General features: G+C 66.5%; 18 protein-coding genes. 4 read left to right on the top strand and 14 right to left on the bottom strand.

The features are described from left to right. Positions 1–9: 9 nt before the first annotated feature. On the bottom strand, positions 10–270 hold the full coding sequence (locus tag J2X92_RS26280) for a PP0621 family protein (protein ID WP_307580262.1): 261 nt from the start codon (positions 268–270) through the stop codon (positions 10–12). After that, entirely contained in the window at positions 267–1,076 is an 810-nt protein-coding gene (locus tag J2X92_RS26275) for a cytochrome C assembly family protein (RefSeq protein ID WP_307580260.1), read from the bottom strand. Before J2X92_RS26275 ends, J2X92_RS26280 begins: the two co-directional genes overlap by 4 nt. A 116-nt stretch (positions 1,077–1,192) precedes the next feature. Between J2X92_RS26275 and ffh the strand changes: the two genes are divergently transcribed. Further along, entirely contained in the window at positions 1,193–2,581 is a 1,389-nt protein-coding gene (ffh, locus tag J2X92_RS26270; protein ID WP_021005679.1) for a signal recognition particle protein, read from the top strand. Between the two features lie 104 nt (positions 2,582–2,685). On the opposite strand, the gene mdoH is transcribed toward ffh, so the two are convergent. The 7 genes from mdoH to J2X92_RS26235 all read right to left on the bottom strand — a co-directional run bounded on the left by mdoH (position 2,686) and on the right by J2X92_RS26235 (position 10,566). Next, complete coding sequence (gene mdoH / locus J2X92_RS26265) at positions 2,686–4,701, bottom strand: glucans biosynthesis glucosyltransferase MdoH (RefSeq protein WP_307580257.1); 2,016 nt, start codon at positions 4,699–4,701, stop codon at positions 2,686–2,688. 7 nt (positions 4,702–4,708) lie between these two features. Then, positions 4,709–4,912 carry a hypothetical protein gene (locus tag J2X92_RS26260; RefSeq protein ID WP_055801774.1) on the bottom strand — a complete coding sequence of 68 codons (204 nt, stop codon included), beginning with the start codon at positions 4,910–4,912 and terminating at the stop codon, positions 4,709–4,711. A gap of 193 nt (positions 4,913–5,105) precedes the next feature. Then, on the bottom strand, positions 5,106–6,494 hold the full coding sequence (locus tag J2X92_RS26255) for a sigma 54-interacting transcriptional regulator (RefSeq protein ID WP_307580255.1): 1,389 nt from the start codon (positions 6,492–6,494) through the stop codon (positions 5,106–5,108). A 31-nt stretch (positions 6,495–6,525) separates the two neighbouring features. Next, positions 6,526–7,185, bottom strand: a complete 660-nt coding sequence (locus J2X92_RS26250) for a hypothetical protein (protein ID WP_307580253.1) — start codon at positions 7,183–7,185, stop codon at positions 6,526–6,528. A gap of 67 nt (positions 7,186–7,252) precedes the next feature. After that, positions 7,253–8,680 carry a sensor histidine kinase gene (locus J2X92_RS26245; protein ID WP_307580252.1) on the bottom strand — a complete coding sequence of 476 codons (1,428 nt, stop codon included), beginning with the start codon at positions 8,678–8,680 and terminating at the stop codon, positions 7,253–7,255. Beyond that, positions 8,680–10,044 carry a tRNA (N6-isopentenyl adenosine(37)-C2)-methylthiotransferase MiaB gene (gene miaB, locus J2X92_RS26240; RefSeq protein ID WP_307580251.1) on the bottom strand — a complete coding sequence of 455 codons (1,365 nt, stop codon included), beginning with the start codon at positions 10,042–10,044 and terminating at the stop codon, positions 8,680–8,682. Before miaB ends, J2X92_RS26245 begins: the two co-directional genes overlap by 1 nt. Positions 10,045–10,137: 93 nt before the next feature. Then, positions 10,138–10,566 (bottom strand): hypothetical protein, encoded by a 429-nt coding sequence (locus J2X92_RS26235; protein ID WP_307580249.1) that lies wholly within the window; start codon positions 10,564–10,566, stop codon positions 10,138–10,140. 290 nt (positions 10,567–10,856) lie between these two features. Here J2X92_RS26235 and J2X92_RS26230 point away from each other — a divergent pair, with 290 nt between their 5' ends. Further along, a complete protein-coding gene (locus tag J2X92_RS26230; protein WP_307580418.1) occupies positions 10,857–11,987 on the top strand; it encodes an efflux RND transporter periplasmic adaptor subunit in 1,131 nt (376 codons plus the stop codon). Continuing rightward, on the top strand, positions 11,984–15,154 hold the full coding sequence (locus tag J2X92_RS26225) for an efflux RND transporter permease subunit (RefSeq protein ID WP_307580247.1): 3,171 nt from the start codon (positions 11,984–11,986) through the stop codon (positions 15,152–15,154). The genes J2X92_RS26230 and J2X92_RS26225 overlap by 4 nt, the downstream gene beginning before the upstream one ends. Here the strand turns inward: J2X92_RS26225 and J2X92_RS26220 are convergent. The 5 genes from J2X92_RS26220 to J2X92_RS26200 are packed head-to-tail and all read right to left on the bottom strand — an operon-like array spanning position 15,151 to position 18,652. Next, a complete protein-coding gene (locus tag J2X92_RS26220; protein ID WP_307580245.1) occupies positions 15,151–15,804 on the bottom strand; it encodes a histidine phosphatase family protein in 654 nt (217 codons plus the stop codon). The genes J2X92_RS26225 and J2X92_RS26220 overlap by 4 nt on opposite strands. Before the next feature lie 21 nt (positions 15,805–15,825). After that, the gene (locus tag J2X92_RS26215) at positions 15,826–16,443 is read right to left on the bottom strand and encodes a DUF4136 domain-containing protein (protein WP_307580243.1); all 618 of its coding nucleotides are present in this window, start codon (positions 16,441–16,443) and stop codon (positions 15,826–15,828) included. A gap of 46 nt (positions 16,444–16,489) precedes the next feature. Next, positions 16,490–17,428 carry a tRNA 2-thiocytidine(32) synthetase TtcA gene (gene ttcA / locus J2X92_RS26210; RefSeq protein WP_307580242.1) on the bottom strand — a complete coding sequence of 313 codons (939 nt, stop codon included), beginning with the start codon at positions 17,426–17,428 and terminating at the stop codon, positions 16,490–16,492. Between the two features lie 52 nt (positions 17,429–17,480). Continuing rightward, positions 17,481–17,855, bottom strand: coding sequence for a dihydroneopterin aldolase (locus tag J2X92_RS26205; protein WP_307580240.1), 375 nt, complete (start codon positions 17,853–17,855; stop codon positions 17,481–17,483). An 8-nt stretch (positions 17,856–17,863) separates the two neighbouring features. Further along, entirely contained in the window at positions 17,864–18,652 is a 789-nt protein-coding gene (locus tag J2X92_RS26200; protein WP_307580238.1) for an SDR family oxidoreductase, read from the bottom strand. A 26-nt stretch (positions 18,653–18,678) separates the two neighbouring features. On the opposite strand from J2X92_RS26200, the gene J2X92_RS26195 reads away from it, so the two are divergent. Beyond that, the gene (locus J2X92_RS26195) at positions 18,679–19,791 is read left to right on the top strand and encodes a class I SAM-dependent methyltransferase (RefSeq protein WP_307580237.1); all 1,113 of its coding nucleotides are present in this window, start codon (positions 18,679–18,681) and stop codon (positions 19,789–19,791) included. Positions 19,792–19,931 lie beyond the last annotated feature (140 nt).

The raw sequence follows: 19,931 nt of genomic DNA, 5'->3' as shown, positions 1-19,931 counted from the left end.
GGTGTTCCGTCAGCCGCGCTCGGCGGCCTGGCGGTGCGCGGCGCTGCAGTAGACCGTCTCGCCCGGACCTGCGATGGCATCGCTTGCGGGCAGGTGCACGCCGCAATGGGCACAGCGCAGCATGGCCTGCGGAGCCGAGGGCGCGGCGGTCGGGCGCTGGGCGCGGGCCGCTGCCTGCTCGCGCTCGGCCTCGCGCATTTCCTCCCGGCGGTTCTTGCGCCAGAGCCAGATGGCCACCCAGAGCACCGCCAAAACGAGCAGGTATTTCATGACGTGCCGCGCGCCAGCACCACTTCGAGTACGAAGCGCGAGCCCACATAGGCCAGCAGCAATAGAACGGAGCCGGCGTAGAGCACGCGCCGCGCTGTGCGGCCGCGCCAGCCGAAGCGCACACGGCCGATCAGCAGCACCGCAAAGCTGATCCAGGCCAGCACCGAGAACACCGTCTTGTGATCCCACTTCCAGCCGCGGAACGACGCGCCATAAAGCGTTTCGCTGAACAGCAAGCCAGCGAGCAGCGTGGCCGAAAGCAGTACGAAGCCCGCCATTACGAAGCGGAAGGTGAGCCGCTCGAGCGTGAGCAGCGGAAGGCCGGCCTGCGGTTCGGTGGCCAGGCGGATCTGCTTTTCGGCCCGCGTGATCAGCCACGCATGGACCACGGCGGCGCCGAACAAGCCATAGGACGCAATGCCGAGCGCAAGGTGCAGCGGCAGCCACGGCGATGCCGAGACATGCAGCGGCGTGCCCGGAAACAGCACGCCGAGCAACACGGCGGCCGCGCCCAGCAAGGCCAACGCACGGCGCACCTTCATCTGCGGGTACATGCTGCTTTCGACCGCATAGACGGTGAGCACCAGCCAGGCGGTGACGGAGAGCGCGGGCGCAAAGCCGAAGTGCGGCTGGCTGCCGACCAGGCCGTGGCCCAGCACCGCGGCATGCAGCAGCCACGCCAGCCCGAGGGCCCATTGGGTTGTTTTTCGGCTCAGCCGGGCACCTGCGGCAGCGGCAAATCCGTAGGCAGCCGCGGTGGCGATGCCCAGCGCCACCGCGAGGGGGGAGGGGATCGCTAAAATCATCGGTAGAGTTTATCTCCCCCAGGCGTGCGCACTTTCTCCGTGTCGCAGTAACCGGCCGATCTCCAGTTTCCGACTTTCCAATGACCCGCCCCGGCGGGCAGCAAGGCATCTCTTTCATGGCCACCGCCCTCACAGAAAAGTTTTCCCGCCTCGTCAAGACGATGAGCGGCCAGGCGCGCATCACCGAAAGCAATGTGCAAGACATGCTGCGCGAAGTGCGCATGGCGCTGCTCGAGGCCGACGTGGCGCTGCCCGTGGTGCGCGACTTCGTGGCGCGAGTAAAAGAGAAGTCGCTCGGCCAGGAAGTGCTGGGCTCCCTCAAGCCGGGCCAGGCGCTGGTCGGCATCGTGAACCGCGAACTCGCCGCCACCATGGGCGAGGGCGTGTCCGACATCAACCTCGCAGCCCAGCCGCCCGCCGTGATCCTCATGGCCGGCCTGCAGGGCGCGGGCAAGACCACCACCACCGCCAAGCTGGCCAAGCACCTGATCGAGAAGCGCAAGAAAAAGGTACTCACCGTGTCGGGCGACGTCTATCGTCCCGCCGCCATCGAGCAGCTGAAGATGGTCACGAAGCAGGCCGGCGCCGAATGGTTCCCGAGTACGCCGGACCAGAAGCCGCTCGACATCGCACGCGCCGCGCTCGACCACGCCAAGCGCCACTTCTTCGACGTGCTGCTGGTCGACACCGCAGGCCGCCTGGCCATCGACGAGGTGCTGATGACCGAAATCAAGCAGCTGCACGGAGCGCTCGATCCGGTCGAAACCCTGTTCGTGGTCGATGCGATGCAAGGCCAGGACGCGATCAACACCGCCAAGGCCTTCAAGGACGCGCTGCCGCTCACCGGCATCATCCTGACCAAGACCGATGGCGATTCGCGCGGTGGCGCGGCGCTGTCGGTGCGGCAGGTCACGGGCGTGCCGATCAAGTTTGCCGGCACCAGCGAGAAGATCGACGGTCTCGAGGTGTTCGACGCCGAGCGCCATGCGGGCCGCATCCTGGGCATGGGCGACATCGTCGCGTTGGTCGAGCAGGTCACGGCCGGTGTCGACGTGGCGGCGGCGCAGAAGCTCGCGGCCAAGGTCAAGAGCGGCGCGGGCTTCGACCTGAACGACTTTCTCGGTCAGCTGCAGCAGATGAAGCAGATGGGCGGGCTCTCCAGCCTCATGGACAAGCTGCCGCAGCAGATGGCCGCCAAGGCCACCGAAGCCGACATGACCCGCGCCGAGCGCGACATCCGCCGCAAGGAAGGGATCATCCAGAGCATGACGCCGCTGGAGCGCCGCAAGCCCGAACTGCTCAAGGCCACGCGCAAGCGCCGCATCGCGGCCGGCGCTGGCGTGCAGGTTCAGGAAGTGAACCGCCTGCTCAACGAATTCGAGCAGATGCAGGGCATGATGAAGAAGATGAAGGGCGGCGGCCTCATGAAGATGATGAAGCGCATGGGTGGCATGAAGGGGATGGGCGGCATGGGTGGCCCAGGCGGACCGAAGCTGCCGTTCTAGTTATATATAGAGGGATGGCTGCTGCCTGGCAGCCGCTCCATTAAAAAAGCCGGCCCAGTGGCCGGCTTTTTTATTGCGACGCGCTTCTGCGCATCAGTGAATCATCAGGCCGTTGCCAGCGCTGCGGGGCGCGCCAGGCGCAGCGCATGCATCCAGGCGCGGCGCAGCACGGCGGGCGAACGCGATTCCTCGGGAATCAGCAGGAACCCGCGGTCACGCAGCGACGTGCCCAGAGCGATCTGGCTGGTCAGCACCGTGAGCGGAATGGCCAGCAGCAGCGGCAGGCCGACGGGCATGAGCCAGATCAGCGCGCTCGGGTCGATCATTGCAACGCCCAGGGCCAGCGCACCGACCACGACGCTCATGGGAGCGAGCTGCGACACGGCAACCTTCCAAGGCACGGCAGCGGCCTCGCGCGGGGGCGACTTCCAGTCGAGCTTGATGCCGGTGAGGGCGACCAGCACGAACAGCGAGTGGGCCAGCATGCGAACGGGTGCTTGCACGATGGCCAGGCCGCTTTCGAGCATCGAGCTCTTCACCAGGCCCCAGAGGCCGCCGTACTGACGTTGCTCGCCGCGCATGAGCACGGCGGCAATGCCGAGCACGCGGGGGAGGAACAAGAGGCACAGCGTCCAGACCCACAGGCCGGCCAGTTCCGCCGGCAGCACGCTCCAGCTGGAGATCAGGCTCGAGCCGCTCAGCCACAGCGCGGTGCCGAGCGTCAGGAATGCGAGCCACAGCGGTGCCGAGACATACGCCATGGTGCCGGTCACGAACATCGCGCGGTGCACCGGGTGAATGCCGGGCTCGGCCATCAGGCGGGCGTTCTGCAGGTTGCCCTGGCACCAGCGGCGGTCGCGCTGCAGTTCGGCCAGCAGGTCCGGCGGTTGCTGTTCGTAGCTGCCAACCAGGTCGGCGCAGAGCCACACGTTGTAGCCGGCGCGGCGCATCAGCGCGGCTTCCACGAAGTCGTGCGACATGATGCCGCCCGACATGCCGCCGGTGCCCTTGATGGGCGCCAGTGCGCAATGCTTCATGAAGGGCTCGACGCGGATGATCGCGTTGTGGCCCCAGTAGTGCGATTCGCCCAGTTGCCAGAACTGCATGCCCAGCGTGAACAGGCGGCCCGTCACGCGGGAGGCGAATTGCTGAGCGCGGGCATGCAGCGTCACGTGGCCGATGGCCTGGGTGGCGGTCTGGATGATGCCGGCGGTCGGGTTGGCTTCCATCAGCTTGACCATCGAGGTCAGGCAGTCGCCGCTCATCACGGAGTCGGCATCGAGCACGACCATGTAGCGGTAGTCCTTGCCCCAGCGGCGGCAGAAGTCGGCCACGTTGCCGGCCTTGCGGTGCGTGCGGCGGGTGCGCAGGCGGTAGTAGACCTCGACCTGCGGCTGGTTCGGGCTGTCGGCCAGTGCGGCGCGCAGATCTTCCCAGGCAGCGCGCTCGGCGGCGGCGGTCTCGGGGTTGTAGCTGTCGGACAGCACGAACACGTCGAACTGCTTCGCGTGGCCGGTGGAGGCTACCGATTCGCAGGTGGCGCGCAGGCCGGCGAACACCGTGGCAACGTCTTCGTTGCAGATCGGCATGATGATCGCGGTGCGTGCCTCGGGGTTCATCGGGTGGTGGGCTACCTGCTTGACCGAGAGCGCGTGCTTGTCACCGCGTACCGAGACGTAGAAGCCCATCAGTGCCGTGACGAAGCCGGTGACGACCCAGCCCGAAAGCAGGCCGTACAGGCCGATCTGGCCGTATTCGAGCCAGACGTTGTCGTAGTCGGGTTGCACGCCGGCAAACAGCGCGGACGCGATCACGGTGCTCAGCAGCGTGAGCGCCATGAACGCGAAGCGGCGCTGCGCCGCGGCACGCTGCCATGGCTGCTTGACCTGTGCGCCGGCTTCGGCGCTTTCGGTTTCGGGCTTGCCGCCGGCACCGAGCTTGACCAGCACGGCGGTGCCCAGGCTGTTCCAGAAGCCGCGCCAGGGGCGGGGCGCCATGGAACCGCGGTTGACCGGCGGAGCGGTCACGGCATTGGGATGGCGTTCTTCGCGCACCGGGCTGCGATGCGAAAAGTCGGCTTCGGTCAGCACGTTCAGTTGGGAGAAGTCGTTTGGCTTCATGTGTGATTTACCAACGTTGCTTGTCGAGGGAAGGGGTGTCGCCAATGGCAGGAAAGCGCTTGATGACGCAATCCGGTTCGGCGCCGCCTGCACTTGCGAGCGCGGCCGCCGAATGACCCGCGGCACGGGGCCGCGAGAGGGAAAACTGCTTTTGACGCAGGCCGTCGCGCTGCTGGCGCAGTGCGAAAGATGGGCTGGTGAGTGCTGTCATGCCATTACAGGGGCAAACCCTGTGCCAGCATGGAAAAACGCTTTCAGATCAATGACTTACGTAGATCTGGATGCAGTTTTGGCGGCTGGGGCCGTTTGGAAGGCCCCGAAACCCCTGTTTTTGTCGCCGAATCCCGACAGGCGCCGGAGGTCGATGAAAAATATCGTTATTAATCAAAGACTTAGGGGCGTCGCTACTCGGCGACAGGCTCACTGCCCGGAGCGACAGCGTCGGCCTTGAAATGCCCCGGCGTGAGCTCGTGCTTCTGCAGCAGTCGATAGAACTCGGTGCGGTTGCGGTCCGCCAGCCGGGCGGCATCGGCCACGTTGCCGTCGGTCAGTTTGAGCAGGCCGACCAGGTAGTCGCGCTCGAAGCGCTGCTTGGCCTCGGCATAGGTCTGGACCTCGACCGTCGGCACGCGCAGCGCCCGCTGGACGAGCGCCAGCGGAATCAGGGGCGAGCTTGAAAGCGCGCAGACCTGCTCCACCACGTTGTAGAGCTGGCGCACGTTGCCGGGCCAGGCCGCGGTGGCCAGTGCCTTGAGCGCCTCGGGCGCGAAGCCGGACAGCCGCTTGCCGTATTTGGTCGACAGCTTCTGCAAGAAGTGGTTGGCCAAAAGCGGAATGTCTTCGCGCCTGGCTGAAAGCGGCGGCAGCGTGAGCGTGACGACGTTGAGCCGGTAATACAAGTCTTCGCGGAACTGGCCTGCCGCCATGGCCGCGTCCAGGTCGCGGTGGGTGGCCGAGATGATGCGCACGTCGACCTCGATCGACTGGCTGGCGCCGAGCGGACGCACCGCGCGCTCCTGCAGCACGCGCAGCAGCTTGACCTGAAGGGCGGGCGGCATGTCCCCGATTTCGTCCAGCAGCAGCGTGCCGCCGTCGGCCTGTTGGAACAGCCCCTTGTGGTTGGCATGGGCGTCGGTGAAGGCGCCCTTCATGTGGCCGAACAGTTCCGATTCGAGCAGGGCCTCCGGAATGGCGCCGCAATTGACGGCCACGAAGGGCTTGTCGGCGCGGGAGCTGGCCTTGTGGATGGCACGCGCAAGCATTTCCTTGCCGGCGCCGCTGTCGCCGCGCAGCAGCACCGAGGCGTCCGACTTGGCGACCATGCGCGCCTCAGCCAGCAGCTCGGACATGCGGTTGCTGCGGCTCACAATATCGGAGCGCCAGCTTTCGTCGCCGCCCTTGGCGGGCGTGCTGGCCGGAGCGCCGAGCGCCAGCGCCTGGGCGATCTTGTCCAGCAGCTCGCGGCCGTCATAGGGCTTGGTGAGATAGGTGAACACACCGCGGGCCGTGGCCTCGACCGCGTCGGGAATGGTGCCGTGGGCCGTGAGCAGGATCACCGGAAGCGAGGGATGGCGCTTCCTGATTTCGTCGAACAGCTGGAGCCCGTCGCGTCCGGGCAGCCGCACGTCGCTGAGCACCAGCTGCGGATGCTCGATCTCGAGCTGCGTGAGCGCGGTCTCGGCCGAGGTCACAGCGGTGACCTGGTAGCCGGCCGAACTCAGCCGCATCGAGAGCAGCCGCAGCATGTCCGGATCATCGTCGACCACCAGCAGGCGCGCGCCGGTCGTGCTCATCGGAGGGACTCTTTCCGCGATCGCTGGATTTTCATGGGCTTGGCTTGGCTCCGCCGGGTGCCGGCAGGGTCGGCACCGGCGCGTTGTTGGGGCGCGCAAAGCTGCGCTCGATGGCGCGCAGTGCTTCGATGCGGTCGTTGAGCTGGTCGATGCGGCGCTGGCTCTCGCGCAGCTGCTGCACCTGCTTGTCGCGGTCGTCCTCGACGCGGCGCTGCTCCACGTAGCGCGCGGCCAGCGCGCGCGCGAGCGGCTGCAGCGGCTGCGCTTCGGGCGAGGGGTTGGACATCACGCGCTGCAGCAGGCCCAGGGCGCGCGCCAGGTCGGCCGGAACGCGCGTCTGCGCCAGCAGCAACGCGAGCTGCATCTGCGCGCTGGGCGAATCGCCCGGATCGCCGGCACGGGTGATTTCAGCAGTCAGCTCGGCGCCGCCCAGCGGTCGCACCTTGTCGGCGTAAGCCAGCATGGCCGCCACGGGCCCCTGGGTCATCAGAGTGAAGAGCGATGCCGGCTGGGTGGCCGGGGCCTTGGGTTCGGCCTCGACCGGTACCACGCGCGGTGCCGGGGGCGGCGGTGGCAGGGCATCGACCTCGGCGGGTGGCTTGGGCTGCGTCGTGCAGGCGGCCAGCAGCAGGACGAAGGGCATGGCCACCGCCCCGGACAGGGTCGAACTGCGGACGAACGAAAAAAACATGGGTCGAAAAAAAGACAAGAGGCGGTGTTTCAGTGGATGCCCGGGATCGCGGAGCTTCAGGAAGGGATCAGGCCGTGCGCGGCAGTTCGATGCGAAAGCGCGCGCCGGGCCCGCCTGGCTGCAGGGAGATGCGGCCTCCATGGGCAGCAATGTACTCCTGCACGATGGAAAGACCGATGCCCGTACCCTTGACGGCATGCTCGGGTTGGCGCTCGCCCCTGTAGAAAGGCTCGAAAATCCGGTCGCGGTCGCTTTCGGCAATACCCGGACCGGCGTCGTTGACATCGATGCAGGCCGAATCCGCCGTGCTCGACACCGTGATGTTGATCACGCCGCCCGGCGCCGAATAACGGATGGCATTCGACAGCAGATTGGCCACCGCGGTACCCAGCTTGACGCGGTCCACCGTGAGCGCAAGCGGCTCGCCTTCGGCGCGAACGCGCAGCCCGTGGGCCTGCCATTGCAGCCGCTGGGCTTCGATCTGCTCTTCGATAAGCGGCAGCAGCTCGGTGCGTTCGCGGCGCAGCTCGCGCGCCTCGAAGGCGGCCGCATTGAAGCGCAGCAGCGCCTCGATCTGCCCCTGCAGCGACACGGTGTTCTGGTTGAGGATTTGCGCCACTTCGAGCTGGGCCGGATTCAGCGGGCCCGTCACGCCGTCTTCGAGCAGCGAAACGCCTTCCCGCAGCGCGGCTAGCGGCGTCTTGAGCTCGTGCGACACATGGCGCAGGAAGCGGGCCTTGTCGGCGTCCAGTTCGGTCAGCCGCAGGCGCAGCCACTCGAGTTGCTGCGACACGCGTCGGACGTCGGCCGGGCCGCGGATGTCGATTGGTTCGTCCAGCCGGTTTTGGCCGAGCCCGACGATGGCGTGCTCGAGCCGCTTGAACGGCCGTGCGAGCCAGATGCCGAAAGCCAGTGCCAGCGACACCGCAAGCACGCTCGCTGCCACCACTTCGCGCATCAGCCGGCGGCGCGCGTCCTCGATGCGCTTGGCGAGCGCGTTGTTCTGCATTTCGATGAGGAACTGGGCCTGCTGCGCGATGTTGGTGTTGAGCGTATCGAGATCGCGGAACTGGATCGCCATGCTGTTCTCGCGCGACAGCGCGGTATCGGGGCTGCCGCTCATCAAGCCCTCGATCAGGCCGAGCTGGCTGCGCCACATCTCGATGCCCGTAGGCGCAAGGCCGTTTCTTTCAAGCCGTTCGAGCACCTGGTGCGCCTCGCGCGCGGCATCGTCGAAACGGCGCCGCAGCACGGCGTCGTTCAGCACCAGCGACTGGCGCCCGGCACGCTCCATGGCCGCACTGCGCTCGGCCAGCGACTGGGCCGCGCCCGAAAGCCGCAGCGCACGCGCGGCCGCGTCGCGGCTTTGCGTCATGAGCACGTCGTACTGGAACACCGAGCGCAACGCCACGCCCACCAGGAGCGCGGTGATCAAGAGGAAAGCGAAAAGAAGGAGCTGCTGGAACGAGCCCCGCGTCGACGGCCGTTTCGCCATCAGGCGGCGAGCGCGGCGGGAGCCGGCACCGTCGACGATTCGCGCGTGGCCACTTCGCCGCGCAGCGTGTAGGCCAGCGAGCGCGTGATGCGCAGGTCGGCCATCTGTCCGACGAGGCGCGCATCGCCTTCGAAGTTGACGACCCGGTTGCACGCGGTGCGGCCCATCAGTTCGTTCGCGTCCTTGCGGGAAGCCCCTTCGACCAGCACGCGCTGCGTGGTGCCGACCAGCGCGTCGCCGAAGCGGCGCACGTTGCCGTCGATCACGCGCTGCAGCGTCTGCAGGCGAGCCAGCTTCACCGCATGGGGCGTGTCGTCGTGCAGCGCGGCGGCCGGCGTGCCGGGACGCGGGCTGAAGATGAAGCTGAAGCTGTTGTCGAACTGGCAGTCGTCGATCAGCTTCATCATCTTGGCGAAGTCTTCGTCGGTCTCGCCCGGAAAGCCGACGATGAAGTCGCTCGACAGCGCGAGTTCGGGCCGGATGGCGCGCAGCTTGCGCACCGTGCTCTTGTATTCCATGGCCGTGTAGCCGCGCTTCATGGCCATCAGGATGCGGTCGCTGCCGTGCTGCACCGGCAAGTGCAGATGCGACACCAGCTGTGGCACCTTGGCATAGGCCTCGATCAGCCGCGGCGTGAACTCGTTGGGGTGGCTGGTGGTGTAGCGGATGCGCTCGATGCCCGGGATCTCGGCCACGTATTCGATCAAGAGCGCGAAGTCGGCGATCTCGGCCGTGTCGCCCATGCGCCCGCGGTAGGCATTCACGTTCTGCCCCAGCAGCGTGACCTCGCGCACGCCCTGGTCGGCAAGGCCCGCAATCTCCACCAGCACGTCGTCCAGCGGCCGGTTCACTTCCTCGCCGCGCGTGTAGGGCACCACGCAGTAGCTGCAATATTTGGAGCAGCCTTCCATGATCGATACGAACGCGGTCACGCCTTCGACGCGCGCGGGGGGCAGGTGGTCGAACTTCTCGATTTCGGGAAAGCTGATGTCCACCTGCGGTCGTTCCAGCCGCTCGCGGTCCTTCAGCATTTCGGGCAGGCGGTGCAGTGTCTGCGGGCCGAACACGATGTCGACGTAAGGCGCGCGCGCGATGATGGCTTCGCCCTCCTGGCTGGCCACGCAGCCGCCCACGCCGATCTTCACGCCCTTTGCCTTCAGGTGCTTCACGCGGCCGAGGTCGGAGAACACCTTTTCCTGCGCCTTCTCGCGTACCGAGCAGGTGTTGAACAGGATGAGGTCGGCCTCGTCCACGTTCTGCGTCGGCTCGTAGCCCTCGGCGGCGTTCAGCACGTCGGCCATCTTGTCCGAGTCGTACTCGTTCATCTGGCAGCCGAAGGTTTTGATAAAGACTTTTTTGCTCATGGGGTGCTCTCCAGGCCTTCCGCTGCGGAAAGGCCAAATGCAGCGCGCGCTATTGCTCGCTGCGGCGCGGCGGGCAACGGCCCGCCGGCTTCTTCATTGCGTGTTGACGGTGTCGTTCGAAGTGAACGGCCAGATGTTCAGGAACGGCTTGTTCAGCGACTCGCGGCTGGCCGTCGCCTCGCTGGGCGTGAGGATCCACACCTCGCGCAGCAGGCCGGCGGCATCCCGCGTGTAGTTCACGAGGTATTTCTGGCCGACGATGGCGCCCGCCATCACCAGCATGTTCTGTTCGCTGCGGATGCGGGCACCAGGCGCCAGGCGGTCTGCGTGGCCGTCGAGCTCGACGTCGGGCGCACTCGTCACCATGAACTTGCCGCGCAGGGTGCCGATGGGGAAGGTGCGTCCACCCACCAGCGACTCGTTTTGCGTCTGCGGCCGGGGAACGTCGGCCTGGGCCGCTGCGTCAACGGAAAAAAGGGTTGCAGCTACTGTGCAAAGCGCTATGAAAGTGAGAGCATTCATGGGATTCTTGCAGCGGTTCATGGGGTATATCCAGAGGCTGTGGAGCGCCGATTTTAGCGAGGGGGTGAAATCCCCCTTGGCGCGTGCCACGGTGGGTGGTGCATGGGCCTTGCATGGCGGCTTTACTTATCTTTACGGCACTCGTGGACACTCCGAGCCGACCGCTGCTCCAATAGCCGCTGTCAGCCCAAAGTGCTCAAAAACCCATGAAGAAAAAACTCGTTCTCGGCCTTGCAAGTGTGTTGATCGTAGCTGTCGCGGGATGGTGGTGGAACGGGGCTGGCGAGCGCATGGCGGCAAAGAACGCAAAGCCGGCCAACGCTACCGCTGGAGCACCCGCGGGCAATGCGCCGCCCGCTCTCGTCACACTAGCCACGGCCGAGCGGCAAGACGTGCCGGTGACGGTCCAGGTCAACGGGAGCGTGGTGTCGCTCAACAGTGTCGACCTGCGGCCGCAGGTGACCAACACGGTGGCGGCGGTGCACGTGAAGGAAGGGCAGTTCGTCAAGGAGGGCCAACTGCTCTTCACGCTCGACGACCGCAACGACCAGGCCAACCTGGCTCGCGCCCGCGCCCAGCAAAAGCGCGACGAGGCCACCATGGCCGACCTCGAGCGCCAATACAAGCGCAGCCAGGAACTGCTGGCACAGAACTTCATTTCCAAGAGCGCCACGGACGCGACGCTGTCGCAGCTCGAGGCGCAGCGCGCCGCCGTGGCGGCCGACCGCGCCGCCGTGCAGTCGGCACAAGTGGCGCTGGGCTATGCCACGCTGCGCGCCCCCATTGCGGGGCGCATCGGCGCCGTCAACATCTACCCCGGCACGCTGGTGCAGCCCACGCTGTCGCTAGTCACCATCACGCAGCTCGACCCCATCGCGGTGAGCTTCCCGGTGCCTGAAGCCAACCTGCAAGACCTGCTGGCGGCGGCGCGCAGCCGGTCCAAGGTCGAGGCGCTCGTCAGCGGACGCAAGGAGCCGCTGACCGGCGTGCTGAATTTCGTCGACAACACGGTCGATCCGCAAATCGGCACCGTGCGTGCCAAGGCGGTGTTCGACAACGCCGACCAGAGCCTCTGGCCGGGACAGTTCGTCGGCACGCGCATCACGGTGCGCACCCTGTCCGGCGCCACGGTGGTGCCGGCGGCGGCGCTCATGATGCTGTCCGACGGCGCCTCGCTCTACGTGGTCGACGAGGCGAAAGAGGCCAAGCGCCGCAAGGTGCAGGTGCTCTACACCTTCGGCACCAAGGTGGCGGTGAGCGGTGTCGCGCCGGGCGAGCAGGTCGTCATCGAAGGCAGCCAGAACGTCCGCCCGGGCGGCAAGGTCCGCGTCGACAAGAAGCCCGCACCGGCCGGCACGACCGGGGTCACGCCGGGGAGCGCGGCCTCGTCAGACTCACAGACTCCGCGGGAACGCGCATGAACATCTCGGAGCTCTGCATCCGTCGTCCCGCGATGACGGTGCTGTTGTCCGCCGCGGTGGTGGTGGCGGGCATCTTTGCTTACTTCAGCATCCCCGTCGCGGCGCTGCCGAGCTACAACACGCCGGTCATCAACGTGAACGCCCAGCTGCCGGGCGCAAGCCCGGACACCATGGCATCGTCGGTCGCGCTGCCGCTCGAGAAGCAGTTCTCGACCATTCCGGGCCTGCAGACCATCAGTTCGGTCAACACGCAGGGCGTGAGTTCGATCACGCTGGAATTCGTGAGCAGCCGCGACATCGACGCCGCTGCCGTCGACGTGCAGGCCGCGCTGCTGCGCGCCCAGCGCCAGTTGCCGCAGGAACTCACCCAGCTGCCTTCGTACCGCAAGGTGAATCCGGCCGATGCGCCGGTGCTGTTCATCGCGCTGATTTCTCCGTCGATGAACCCGTCCGAACTCAACGACTATGCCGAGAACCTGATCTCGCCCACGCTCTCCACCATCGACGGCGTGGCGCAGGTGGGCGTGTACGGCCGCAAGGCCTTCGCGGTGCGCATCAAGGCCAATGCCGACCTGCTCAATGCGCGCAACATCACACTCGACGAGCTGGCGAAGGCCGTGAACTCGGCCAACGCCAACACGCCGGTCGGCACACTCGACGGGCCGCGCCAGACGCTCACCATCCAGGCCAACCGGCAGCTCACCAAGGCGGAAGATTTCGCCAAGCTGATCGTCGGGCAGCGCAACGGCGCGCCGGTGCGACTCGACGAAGTAGCCACCATCGAGGACAGCTTCGAGTCGGTCAAGACCGCGAGCAGCTTCAACGGCCAGAGCTCCATTTCGCTGGCCGTGCAGCGCCAGCCGAATGCCAACACCGTGGAGGTGGTGGACGCGGTGCGCGCGCTCATTCCGCGCTTCAAGGCCGAGCTGCCGCAGTCGGTCGAGATCCACATGGTGAACGACCGCTCGCTGTCCATCCGCGAGGCCGTGCACGACGTGCAACTCACGCTGCTGGGCACTATCGCGCTGGTGGTGCTGGTGATCTTTTTGTTCCTGCACCGGCTGGTGGCCACGCTGATTCCGGCTGCGACCATTCCCATCTCGCTGATCGGCGCGGTGGCGCTGCTCTACGCTTTCGGCTACAGCCTGGACAACGTTTCGCTGCTGGGCATCACGCTGGCCGTGGGCCTGGTGGTGGACGACGCGATCGTCGTGCTCGAGAACATCATGCGCTATGTCGAGAAGGGTATGGAGCCCTTTGCCGCGGCGCTGCGCGGCGCGCGCGAGGTGGGCTTCACCATCATCTCGATATCGATCTCGCTGGTGGCGGTGTTCATTCCCATCTTCTTCATGCCGGGTGTGATCGGCCTGCTGTTCCACGAGTTCGCGGTGGTGGTGGCGCTGGCGGTGCTGGTGTCGGCCGTCGTCTCGCTCACGCTGGTGCCCATGCTCGCGAGCCGGCTGCTCAAGCACGTGCCCCGCAAGGAAGGCGTGCTCGACCATGAAGAGGAGCATCCGGAGCCCGGCACCGCCATCGGCCGCGCCTTCGAGCGCGGCTACCGCTGGGTGCATGGCAGCTACATGCGAACGCTCGATTGGACGTTGGCCCACCGCATGGTGATGCTGCTGATCGCCGGCGGCACCTTCATCGTCACCGCGTGGCTGTTCGTCTCCATTCCGAAGGGCTTCTTTCCCGAGGAAGACATCGGCCAGATCCAGATCACCACCGAAGCGGCTGAGGACATCTCCTTCACTGCCATGAATGCGCTGCAGGAACGCGTGGCCGCCTCGCTTCAGGCGGACCCGAGCGTGGCCTACGTGAGCTCGTTTGTCGGCGTGGGCGGACCCACGGCCACGCAGAACTCCGGCCGACTGTTCGCCGTGCTCAAGCCGCGCAGCCAGCGTCCCAAGATGGCCGTGGTGCTGGAGTCGCTGCGCCAGCGCTTCCGCGAGATTCCGGGCATCGCGGTCTACATGCAGCCGGTGCAGAACCTGCGCCTGGGCGGCCGTCAGAGCAAGGCGCGCTTCCAGTACACGCTGCAAAGCGTGAACGCGGGCGAGATGGTGCCCTGGGCCACGCGGCTCATGGAGCGCATGCGCGCCGATCCGGCGTTCCGCGACGTCACCAGCGACTCGCAGAACCGCGGCCTGCAGGCCACGCTCGAGATCGACCGCGACAAGGCCGGCGTGCTCGGCGTGGCCGTGGGCGACTTGCGCACCGCGCTCTACAACGCTTATGGCGATCGGCAGATCGGCAGCATCTACGGCGCGAGCAACACCTACCAGGTGATTCTCTCGGCCTCCGACAACGACCGCCAGTTCGAGGACGACATGTCGCGCCTCTCGGTGCGCAGCACCACGGGCCGGCTGGTGCCGCTCTCGGCCTTCTCGACCGTCAAGCGCACGGTGGGACCCACCTCGGTCAACCACCAGGGCCAGCTGCAGGCGGTCACGGTGTCGTTCAACCTCGCGCCCGACGTGCCGCTGGGCAACGCGACCGCGAAGATCGATCAGTTCAAGGAAGCGCTGAAGATGCCGCCGTCGATCATCACCACTTACGGCGGCGATGCGGCGGTGTTCCAGAGCTCACAGTCGAGCCAGGCCGTGCTGCTGGTGCTGGCCGTGCTGGTGATCTACGTGCTCCTGGGCGTGCTGTACGAAAGCTACATCCATCCGCTGACCATCCTGGCCGGCCTGCCGTCCGCGGCCGTGGGCGCGCTGCTCTCGCTCAAGCTCTTCAACTTCGACCTGACGCTGATCGCCACCATCGGCATCCTGCTCTTGATCGGCATCGTGAAGAAAAACGCGATCATGATGATCGACTTCGCGCTCGATGCGCAGCGCACCGAAGGCATGAAGCCGGTCGATGCGATCCGCGAGGCCTGCCGGTTGCGCTTCCGCCCCATCTTGATGACCACGCTGGCCGCGCTGATGGGTGCGCTGCCGCTGGCATTGGGGCTGGGCGCCGGCGCCGAACTGCGCCAGCCGCTGGGTGTGGCGGTGGTGGGCGGGCTCATCTTCTCGCAGGTGATCACGCTCTACATCACGCCCGCGATTTACCTTGCGCTCGACCGCTACAGCGGCACCGGGCCCATGGTCGACTTGCCGGGCGAGGCCCAAAGCGAAGCGGGTGGAGCCGCGGCAACGCACGCGGCGTCGCACGCCTAGGTCGTCGTTTCGTCGAGGATGTCGTCGTCCTCGTCCGTCACCAGGTGGGCGGTGTCGCTCCAGCCCACCAGGCTGAAGCCCTCGGGCGTCCAGAGCATGCGGTTGATGGCCGCGTTGCCGAGCTGCCAGGTGCGCGGCGCTTGCAGCTCCTGGCGCGTGGCGGCGCGGTAGAGCACGTCCATTACGCCGCCATGCGCCACCAGCGCCACCAGCTGGCCCGGATGGCGCGCGGCCAGTTTCGAGGCGACGCGCGTCACGCGCTCGCGAAACACCAGCAGGCTTTCGCCGCCCTCGGGTTCGAACTCGGGATCGCGCTCGCGCCAGCGCCTGGCCTGGTCGGGCAGGGTGGCTTCGATCTCCGCGAAGCTCAATCCCTCGAAGCGGCCGAACGCGCGTTCGCGCAGGCCGGGCTCGGGGTGCACTGTGAGGCCATGGGGGCGCGCGATCTCCTGCGCGGTCTGCCAGGCGCGCGACAGGTCGCTCGCATAGATCGCGCCGATGTCTTCGTGCGCCAGAGCCTGCCCTACGCGCTGGGCCTGCCAGCAGCCGGTGGCGTTGAGTCCGACGTCGAGCTGGCCCTGGATGCGGGTGTCGACATTCCAGGCGGTCTCGCCATGGCGAACAGCAATCAGGCGGGTGATTTCTTCCATTGGCCGGATTCTAGAAGCGGCTCATTTCTTCGCAGCCGAGAGTTCGATGTTCACGCGGCGCTCGCCCTGCGGCGGATTCGGGAATCCCTGCAGCGCGGCCTGGAACATCACTGGCAGGATGGTCGCGCTCACGTTGTACGGCCCGTCATTGCGGGCCCGCGTTTCGTAGACCACACGGTTCGAGCCAACGTCGCGAAGCACGATGCTCACTTCGCGCTCATACCAGGGGTTGGCCGCGGGCGGGATGAAGCCAGGCCCACCGTACCAGCCGCCGCCATACCAGCGGCGCGCATAGCCGTGGTAGCCATAGCCAGCGCCCCAGGGGCCGTCGAAGAGCCACGGGTCGGCCCAGGGCGAAAGGCCGACCGTCACGCGCGCGCCGATCTGCGCGCTGTACTGCGGCTTGGCATCGTCGCGGCGCAGGCCTACTTTTTCGAGAGCAGTGGCCGCCATCGCCTCCAGTGATTCCTGCCGGGCGGCGTCGGCCTGCTGCGACGGCAGCCGTTCGAAGCGGTAGGTGGCGCCGGGCGGCACCGCGGCGAGCGAGGAGAAGCTTTTCACATCGCTGTCGACCACCCACGAGGTGGCGCAGCCGCTCAATGATGCTGCCAAAAAGAGAGCAAAAAACGCACGTTTCATGAGGATCTCCGGGCTCCGCGGCCCAAAATTCCCCTGGGTTGCCCGCTCAGCCCTGGAGGATGCGCAGGGCTGCAGGTGCCTGGGAGAGCAGGTCGAAAGAAGGCGTGTCGAAGGCCTTGTCGCCGTCTTCGTCGGCCACGCCGGTGGCCCTCAGACCCTTGAAGTCGTGCCGCGTTCCGTCGAGCAGGTGCGATGGCACCACGTTCTGCAGCGCGGTGAACATGTTCTCCACGCGGCCGGGATGCTTTCTGTCCCACTCGCGCAGCATCTCGCCGACCTGCTTGCGCTGCAGGTTTTCCTGGCTGCCGCACAGCGTGCACGGAATGATCGGGAATTCGCGGTGCTGCGCCCAGCGCACCAGGTCTTTCTCGGCCACGTAGGCGAGCGGGCGAATCACGATGTGCTTGCCGTCGTCGCTCACCAACTTGGGCGGCATGCTCTTGAGCTTGCCCGCGAAGAACATGTTGAGGAAGAAGGTCTGCAGCATGTCGTCGCGGTGGTGGCCGAGCGCCACCTTGGTAGCGCCGAGTTCGTCCGCCACGCGGTACAGGATGCCGCGGCGCAGCCGGCTGCACAGGCCGCAGGTCGTCTTGCCCTCGGGAATCACGCGTCTGACGATGCTGTAGGTGTCCTGGTTCTCGATGTGGAAGTCCACGCCGAGTTCGCTCAAATACTTTGGCAGCACTTCTTCTGGAAAGCCGGGCTGCTTCTGGTCGAGGTTGACCGCGACGATGTCGAAGTGGATCGGTGCGCGGGCCCTGAGCTTGAGCAGGATGTCCAGCATGGCGTAGCTGTCCTTCCCGCCCGAGACGCACACCATGACCTTGTCGCCCTCTTCGATCATGTTGTAGTCGACGATGGCGCGGCCCACCTCGCGGCACAGGCGCTTTTCGAGCTTGTGCGTCTCGCGTTCGATCTTCAGCGAGTTGGTGGCGATGGGGGTGGCGCCGGCGACGGGCGCCTCGTCGATCCAGACGGCGTTCATGGGTAGGCTGCTTCAGGCAAATCGGGGGAGGAAGCCCCGATTTTGCCTTGGATCACCATTCCCCGGCTTCCATGCGGATAGCCACCTCGCAGTCGTCGAAGATTTCGAGCTTGGCGATCTTCACCCGCACGCCGACCACGCCGGGCAGCTGCAGCAGGCGCTGCGCGAGCTTGCCGATGAGGGTTTCGAGCAGGTTCACGTGCTCGGCCGTGCACTCGTCGATGATGATGCGGCGCACCTTGCGGTAGTCCAGCACGTGAAAGATCTCGTCGTCCTTCGGCATCAGCGGCTGCGCGCCCAGATGCAGCTCGGCATCGACCTGGATCGGCTGCGGCGCCGTCTTTTCCTGGTCGAGGATGCCCAGGTTGGCGTCGAAGCGAAGCCCTTGCAGGGTGAGAGTCTGGCGGCCGATGGGGGTAGAGGGCATGGTGGGACTCACATCAGCGAGAAGTCGCGGTCGAATTTCATGAGGTGCTGGCCCCCGTCCACCAAGAGCGTGGTGCCGGTGATCGAGTTGTTCTCCAGCGCGAACTTCACCGTCGCCGCCACGTCGGCTGGGGTCGAAGAACGGCCCAGCGGCGAGAGCTTGTGCAGCTGCGAAAACTTGGCCTCGTCCAGCATGTGGCTCGGCAGCGTGAGGCCGGGCGCCACACCCACCACCCGCACGCGTGGCGCCAGCGCCATGGCCAGCATGGGCGTGGCCGCTTCGAGTGCGGCCTTGGAAAGCGTGTAGCTGAGAAAGTCGGGGTTCGGGTTCCAGAGCTTCTGGTCGAGCAGGTGCACCACCGCGCCCTGCGCGTCACGCAGCGCCAGATGGTCGCGCAGCGCCTGCGCCAGCAGGATGGCCGCGCCTGCGTTGCTGCGCGCATGGCGCTCCATGAGCGCATAGCTGAAGCTGGCCGCATCGTCGTGCTCGAAGAGGGCCGCGCTGTGGACCACGGCATCGACTCCGCCGAAATGCGCCACCACGCGCGGCAGCAAGGCGCGGGTGGCGCCTTCGTCGAGCAGATCGGCCTCGAAGACAGCCGAACTGCCCGAGAGGCCCGTGCAATCGGCTGCCGTTTGCTCGGCCTCGGCGCGCGAGCTGCGGTAGTGCACCGCCACCTGCCAACCTCCTGCGGCCAGCGCCAGCGCAATCTCGCGGCCCAGCCGGCGTCCGGCACCCGTGACGAGGACGGTGCGGAGGCGGGTCGGCGTAACAGGAGATAGAGGCACTGTGCTCATGCGAAGAGAGAAGGGAGAATCGGGGCGTGACGACAAAGACGACGAACAGTTTACCCATCGCCCTCGATACCCTGATTGCCCGCGCCGTGGAACGCGCCGGCGGATGGATCGGCTTCGATCGCTTCATGGCGCTGGCCTTGTACGCGCCGGGGCTGGGCTACTACGCCAACAGCTCCGCCAAGTTCGGCCACATGCCGTCTTCGGGCAGCGACTTCGTGACGGCTCCCGAGCTCACGCCCATGTTCGGCCAAGCGCTCGCGGCCCAGGTGGCCGAAGCGCTGGAGAAGACCGGAACCGACACGGTCTGGGAATTCGGCGCGGGCACAGGGGCGCTCGCCGTGCAGTTGCTGCACGCGCTCGACGAGATGGGCCGCGGCGACGTGCGCTACCGCATCGTCGACCTGTCGGGCACCTTGCGCGAGCGGCAGCAGCAGGCGCTGGTGCGTTACGCCGACCGCGTCGATTGGCTCGGCGAGCTGCCTGAATCGATGCAGGGCGTGGTGGTCGGCAACGAGGTGCTCGATGCAATGCCGGTGCAACTGCTGGCGCGCGTGGGCGGCCAATGGCAAGAGCGCGGCGTGGTTCGCAATGCAAGCGCCGATGGCTGGACCTGGGCCGATCGCACCACCGAACTCCGGCCACCGTTCGAGGTGCTTGGTGAGCACGACTACCTGACCGAAATTCATCCGCAGGCCGAGGCCTTCGTCGCCACGCTGGCGGACCGCCTGAAGGAAGGTGCGGCCTTCTTCATCGACTATGGTTTTCCGGAGCGCGAGTTCTACCACCCGCAGCGCCACATGGGTACGGTGATGTGCCACCGGGCGCATCAGGCCGATGGCGATCCGCTGTCCGACGTGGGCTACAAGGACATCACGGCGCACGTCAATTTCACGGGCATTGCGCTGGCGGGGCAGGAAGCGGGGCTCGAGGTGCTGGGCTACACGAGCCAGGCGCGGTTTCTGCTGAACTGCGGGTTGCTTGCGAGGATGGAGCAGGGCTCTACTGCGGAGAGGGGAATGGCGGCTCGGCTCATTCATGAGCATGAGATGGGGGAACTCTTCAAGGTGGTGGGGTTTGCTGTTGGGGAGCCTTGGGATGCAATGGGGTTTGTGGAGGGGGATCGGAGTCATACCCTCTGACTCCTTTAGCTCTTTAGCTCTTTAGCTCTTTAGCTTGTTTGCTTCCCGAGGCCGGGACTCGCCCCGGCGGGCGACCTACTTTTCTTTGCTTCGCCAAAGAAACGTAGGCAAAAGAAAGGCGACCCCACTGTCTGCGACCC

This window comes from Variovorax paradoxus, from assembly GCF_030811855.1.
Lineage (GTDB): Bacteria > Pseudomonadota > Gammaproteobacteria > Burkholderiales > Burkholderiaceae_C > Variovorax > Variovorax paradoxus_L.
The sequence above is the reverse complement of the archived record's forward strand: the minus strand, read 5'-3'. Positions and strand labels throughout refer to the sequence as shown.

Bases quoted from the DNA above. Each gene is read 5' to 3' on its own strand.
- J2X92_RS26280 (WP_307580262.1), bottom strand. From the start codon at position 270: ATGAAATACCTGCTCGTTTTGGCGGTGCTCTGGGTGGCCATCTGGCTC.
- J2X92_RS26275 (WP_307580260.1), bottom strand. From the start codon at position 1,076: ATGATTTTAGCGATCCCCTCCCCCCTCGCGGTGGCGCTGGGCATCGCC.
- ffh (WP_021005679.1), top strand. From the start codon at position 1,193: ATGGCCACCGCCCTCACAGAAAAGTTTTCCCGCCTCGTCAAGACGATG.
- mdoH (WP_307580257.1), bottom strand. From the start codon at position 4,701: ATGAAGCCAAACGACTTCTCCCAACTGAACGTGCTGACCGAAGCCGAC.
- J2X92_RS26260 (WP_055801774.1), bottom strand. From the start codon at position 4,912: ATGACAGCACTCACCAGCCCATCTTTCGCACTGCGCCAGCAGCGCGAC.
- J2X92_RS26255 (WP_307580255.1), bottom strand. From the start codon at position 6,494: ATGAGCACGACCGGCGCGCGCCTGCTGGTGGTCGACGATGATCCGGAC.
- J2X92_RS26250 (WP_307580253.1), bottom strand. From the start codon at position 7,185: ATGTTTTTTTCGTTCGTCCGCAGTTCGACCCTGTCCGGGGCGGTGGCC.
- J2X92_RS26245 (WP_307580252.1), bottom strand. From the start codon at position 8,680: ATGGCGAAACGGCCGTCGACGCGGGGCTCGTTCCAGCAGCTCCTTCTT.
- miaB (WP_307580251.1), bottom strand. From the start codon at position 10,044: ATGAGCAAAAAAGTCTTTATCAAAACCTTCGGCTGCCAGATGAACGAG.
- J2X92_RS26235 (WP_307580249.1), bottom strand. From the start codon at position 10,566: ATGAATGCTCTCACTTTCATAGCGCTTTGCACAGTAGCTGCAACCCTT.
- J2X92_RS26230 (WP_307580418.1), top strand. From the start codon at position 10,857: ATGGCGGCAAAGAACGCAAAGCCGGCCAACGCTACCGCTGGAGCACCC.
- J2X92_RS26225 (WP_307580247.1), top strand. From the start codon at position 11,984: ATGAACATCTCGGAGCTCTGCATCCGTCGTCCCGCGATGACGGTGCTG.
- J2X92_RS26220 (WP_307580245.1), bottom strand. From the start codon at position 15,804: ATGGAAGAAATCACCCGCCTGATTGCTGTTCGCCATGGCGAGACCGCC.
- J2X92_RS26215 (WP_307580243.1), bottom strand. From the start codon at position 16,443: ATGAAACGTGCGTTTTTTGCTCTCTTTTTGGCAGCATCATTGAGCGGC.
- ttcA (WP_307580242.1), bottom strand. From the start codon at position 17,428: ATGAACGCCGTCTGGATCGACGAGGCGCCCGTCGCCGGCGCCACCCCC.
- J2X92_RS26205 (WP_307580240.1), bottom strand. From the start codon at position 17,855: ATGCCCTCTACCCCCATCGGCCGCCAGACTCTCACCCTGCAAGGGCTT.
- J2X92_RS26200 (WP_307580238.1), bottom strand. From the start codon at position 18,652: ATGAGCACAGTGCCTCTATCTCCTGTTACGCCGACCCGCCTCCGCACC.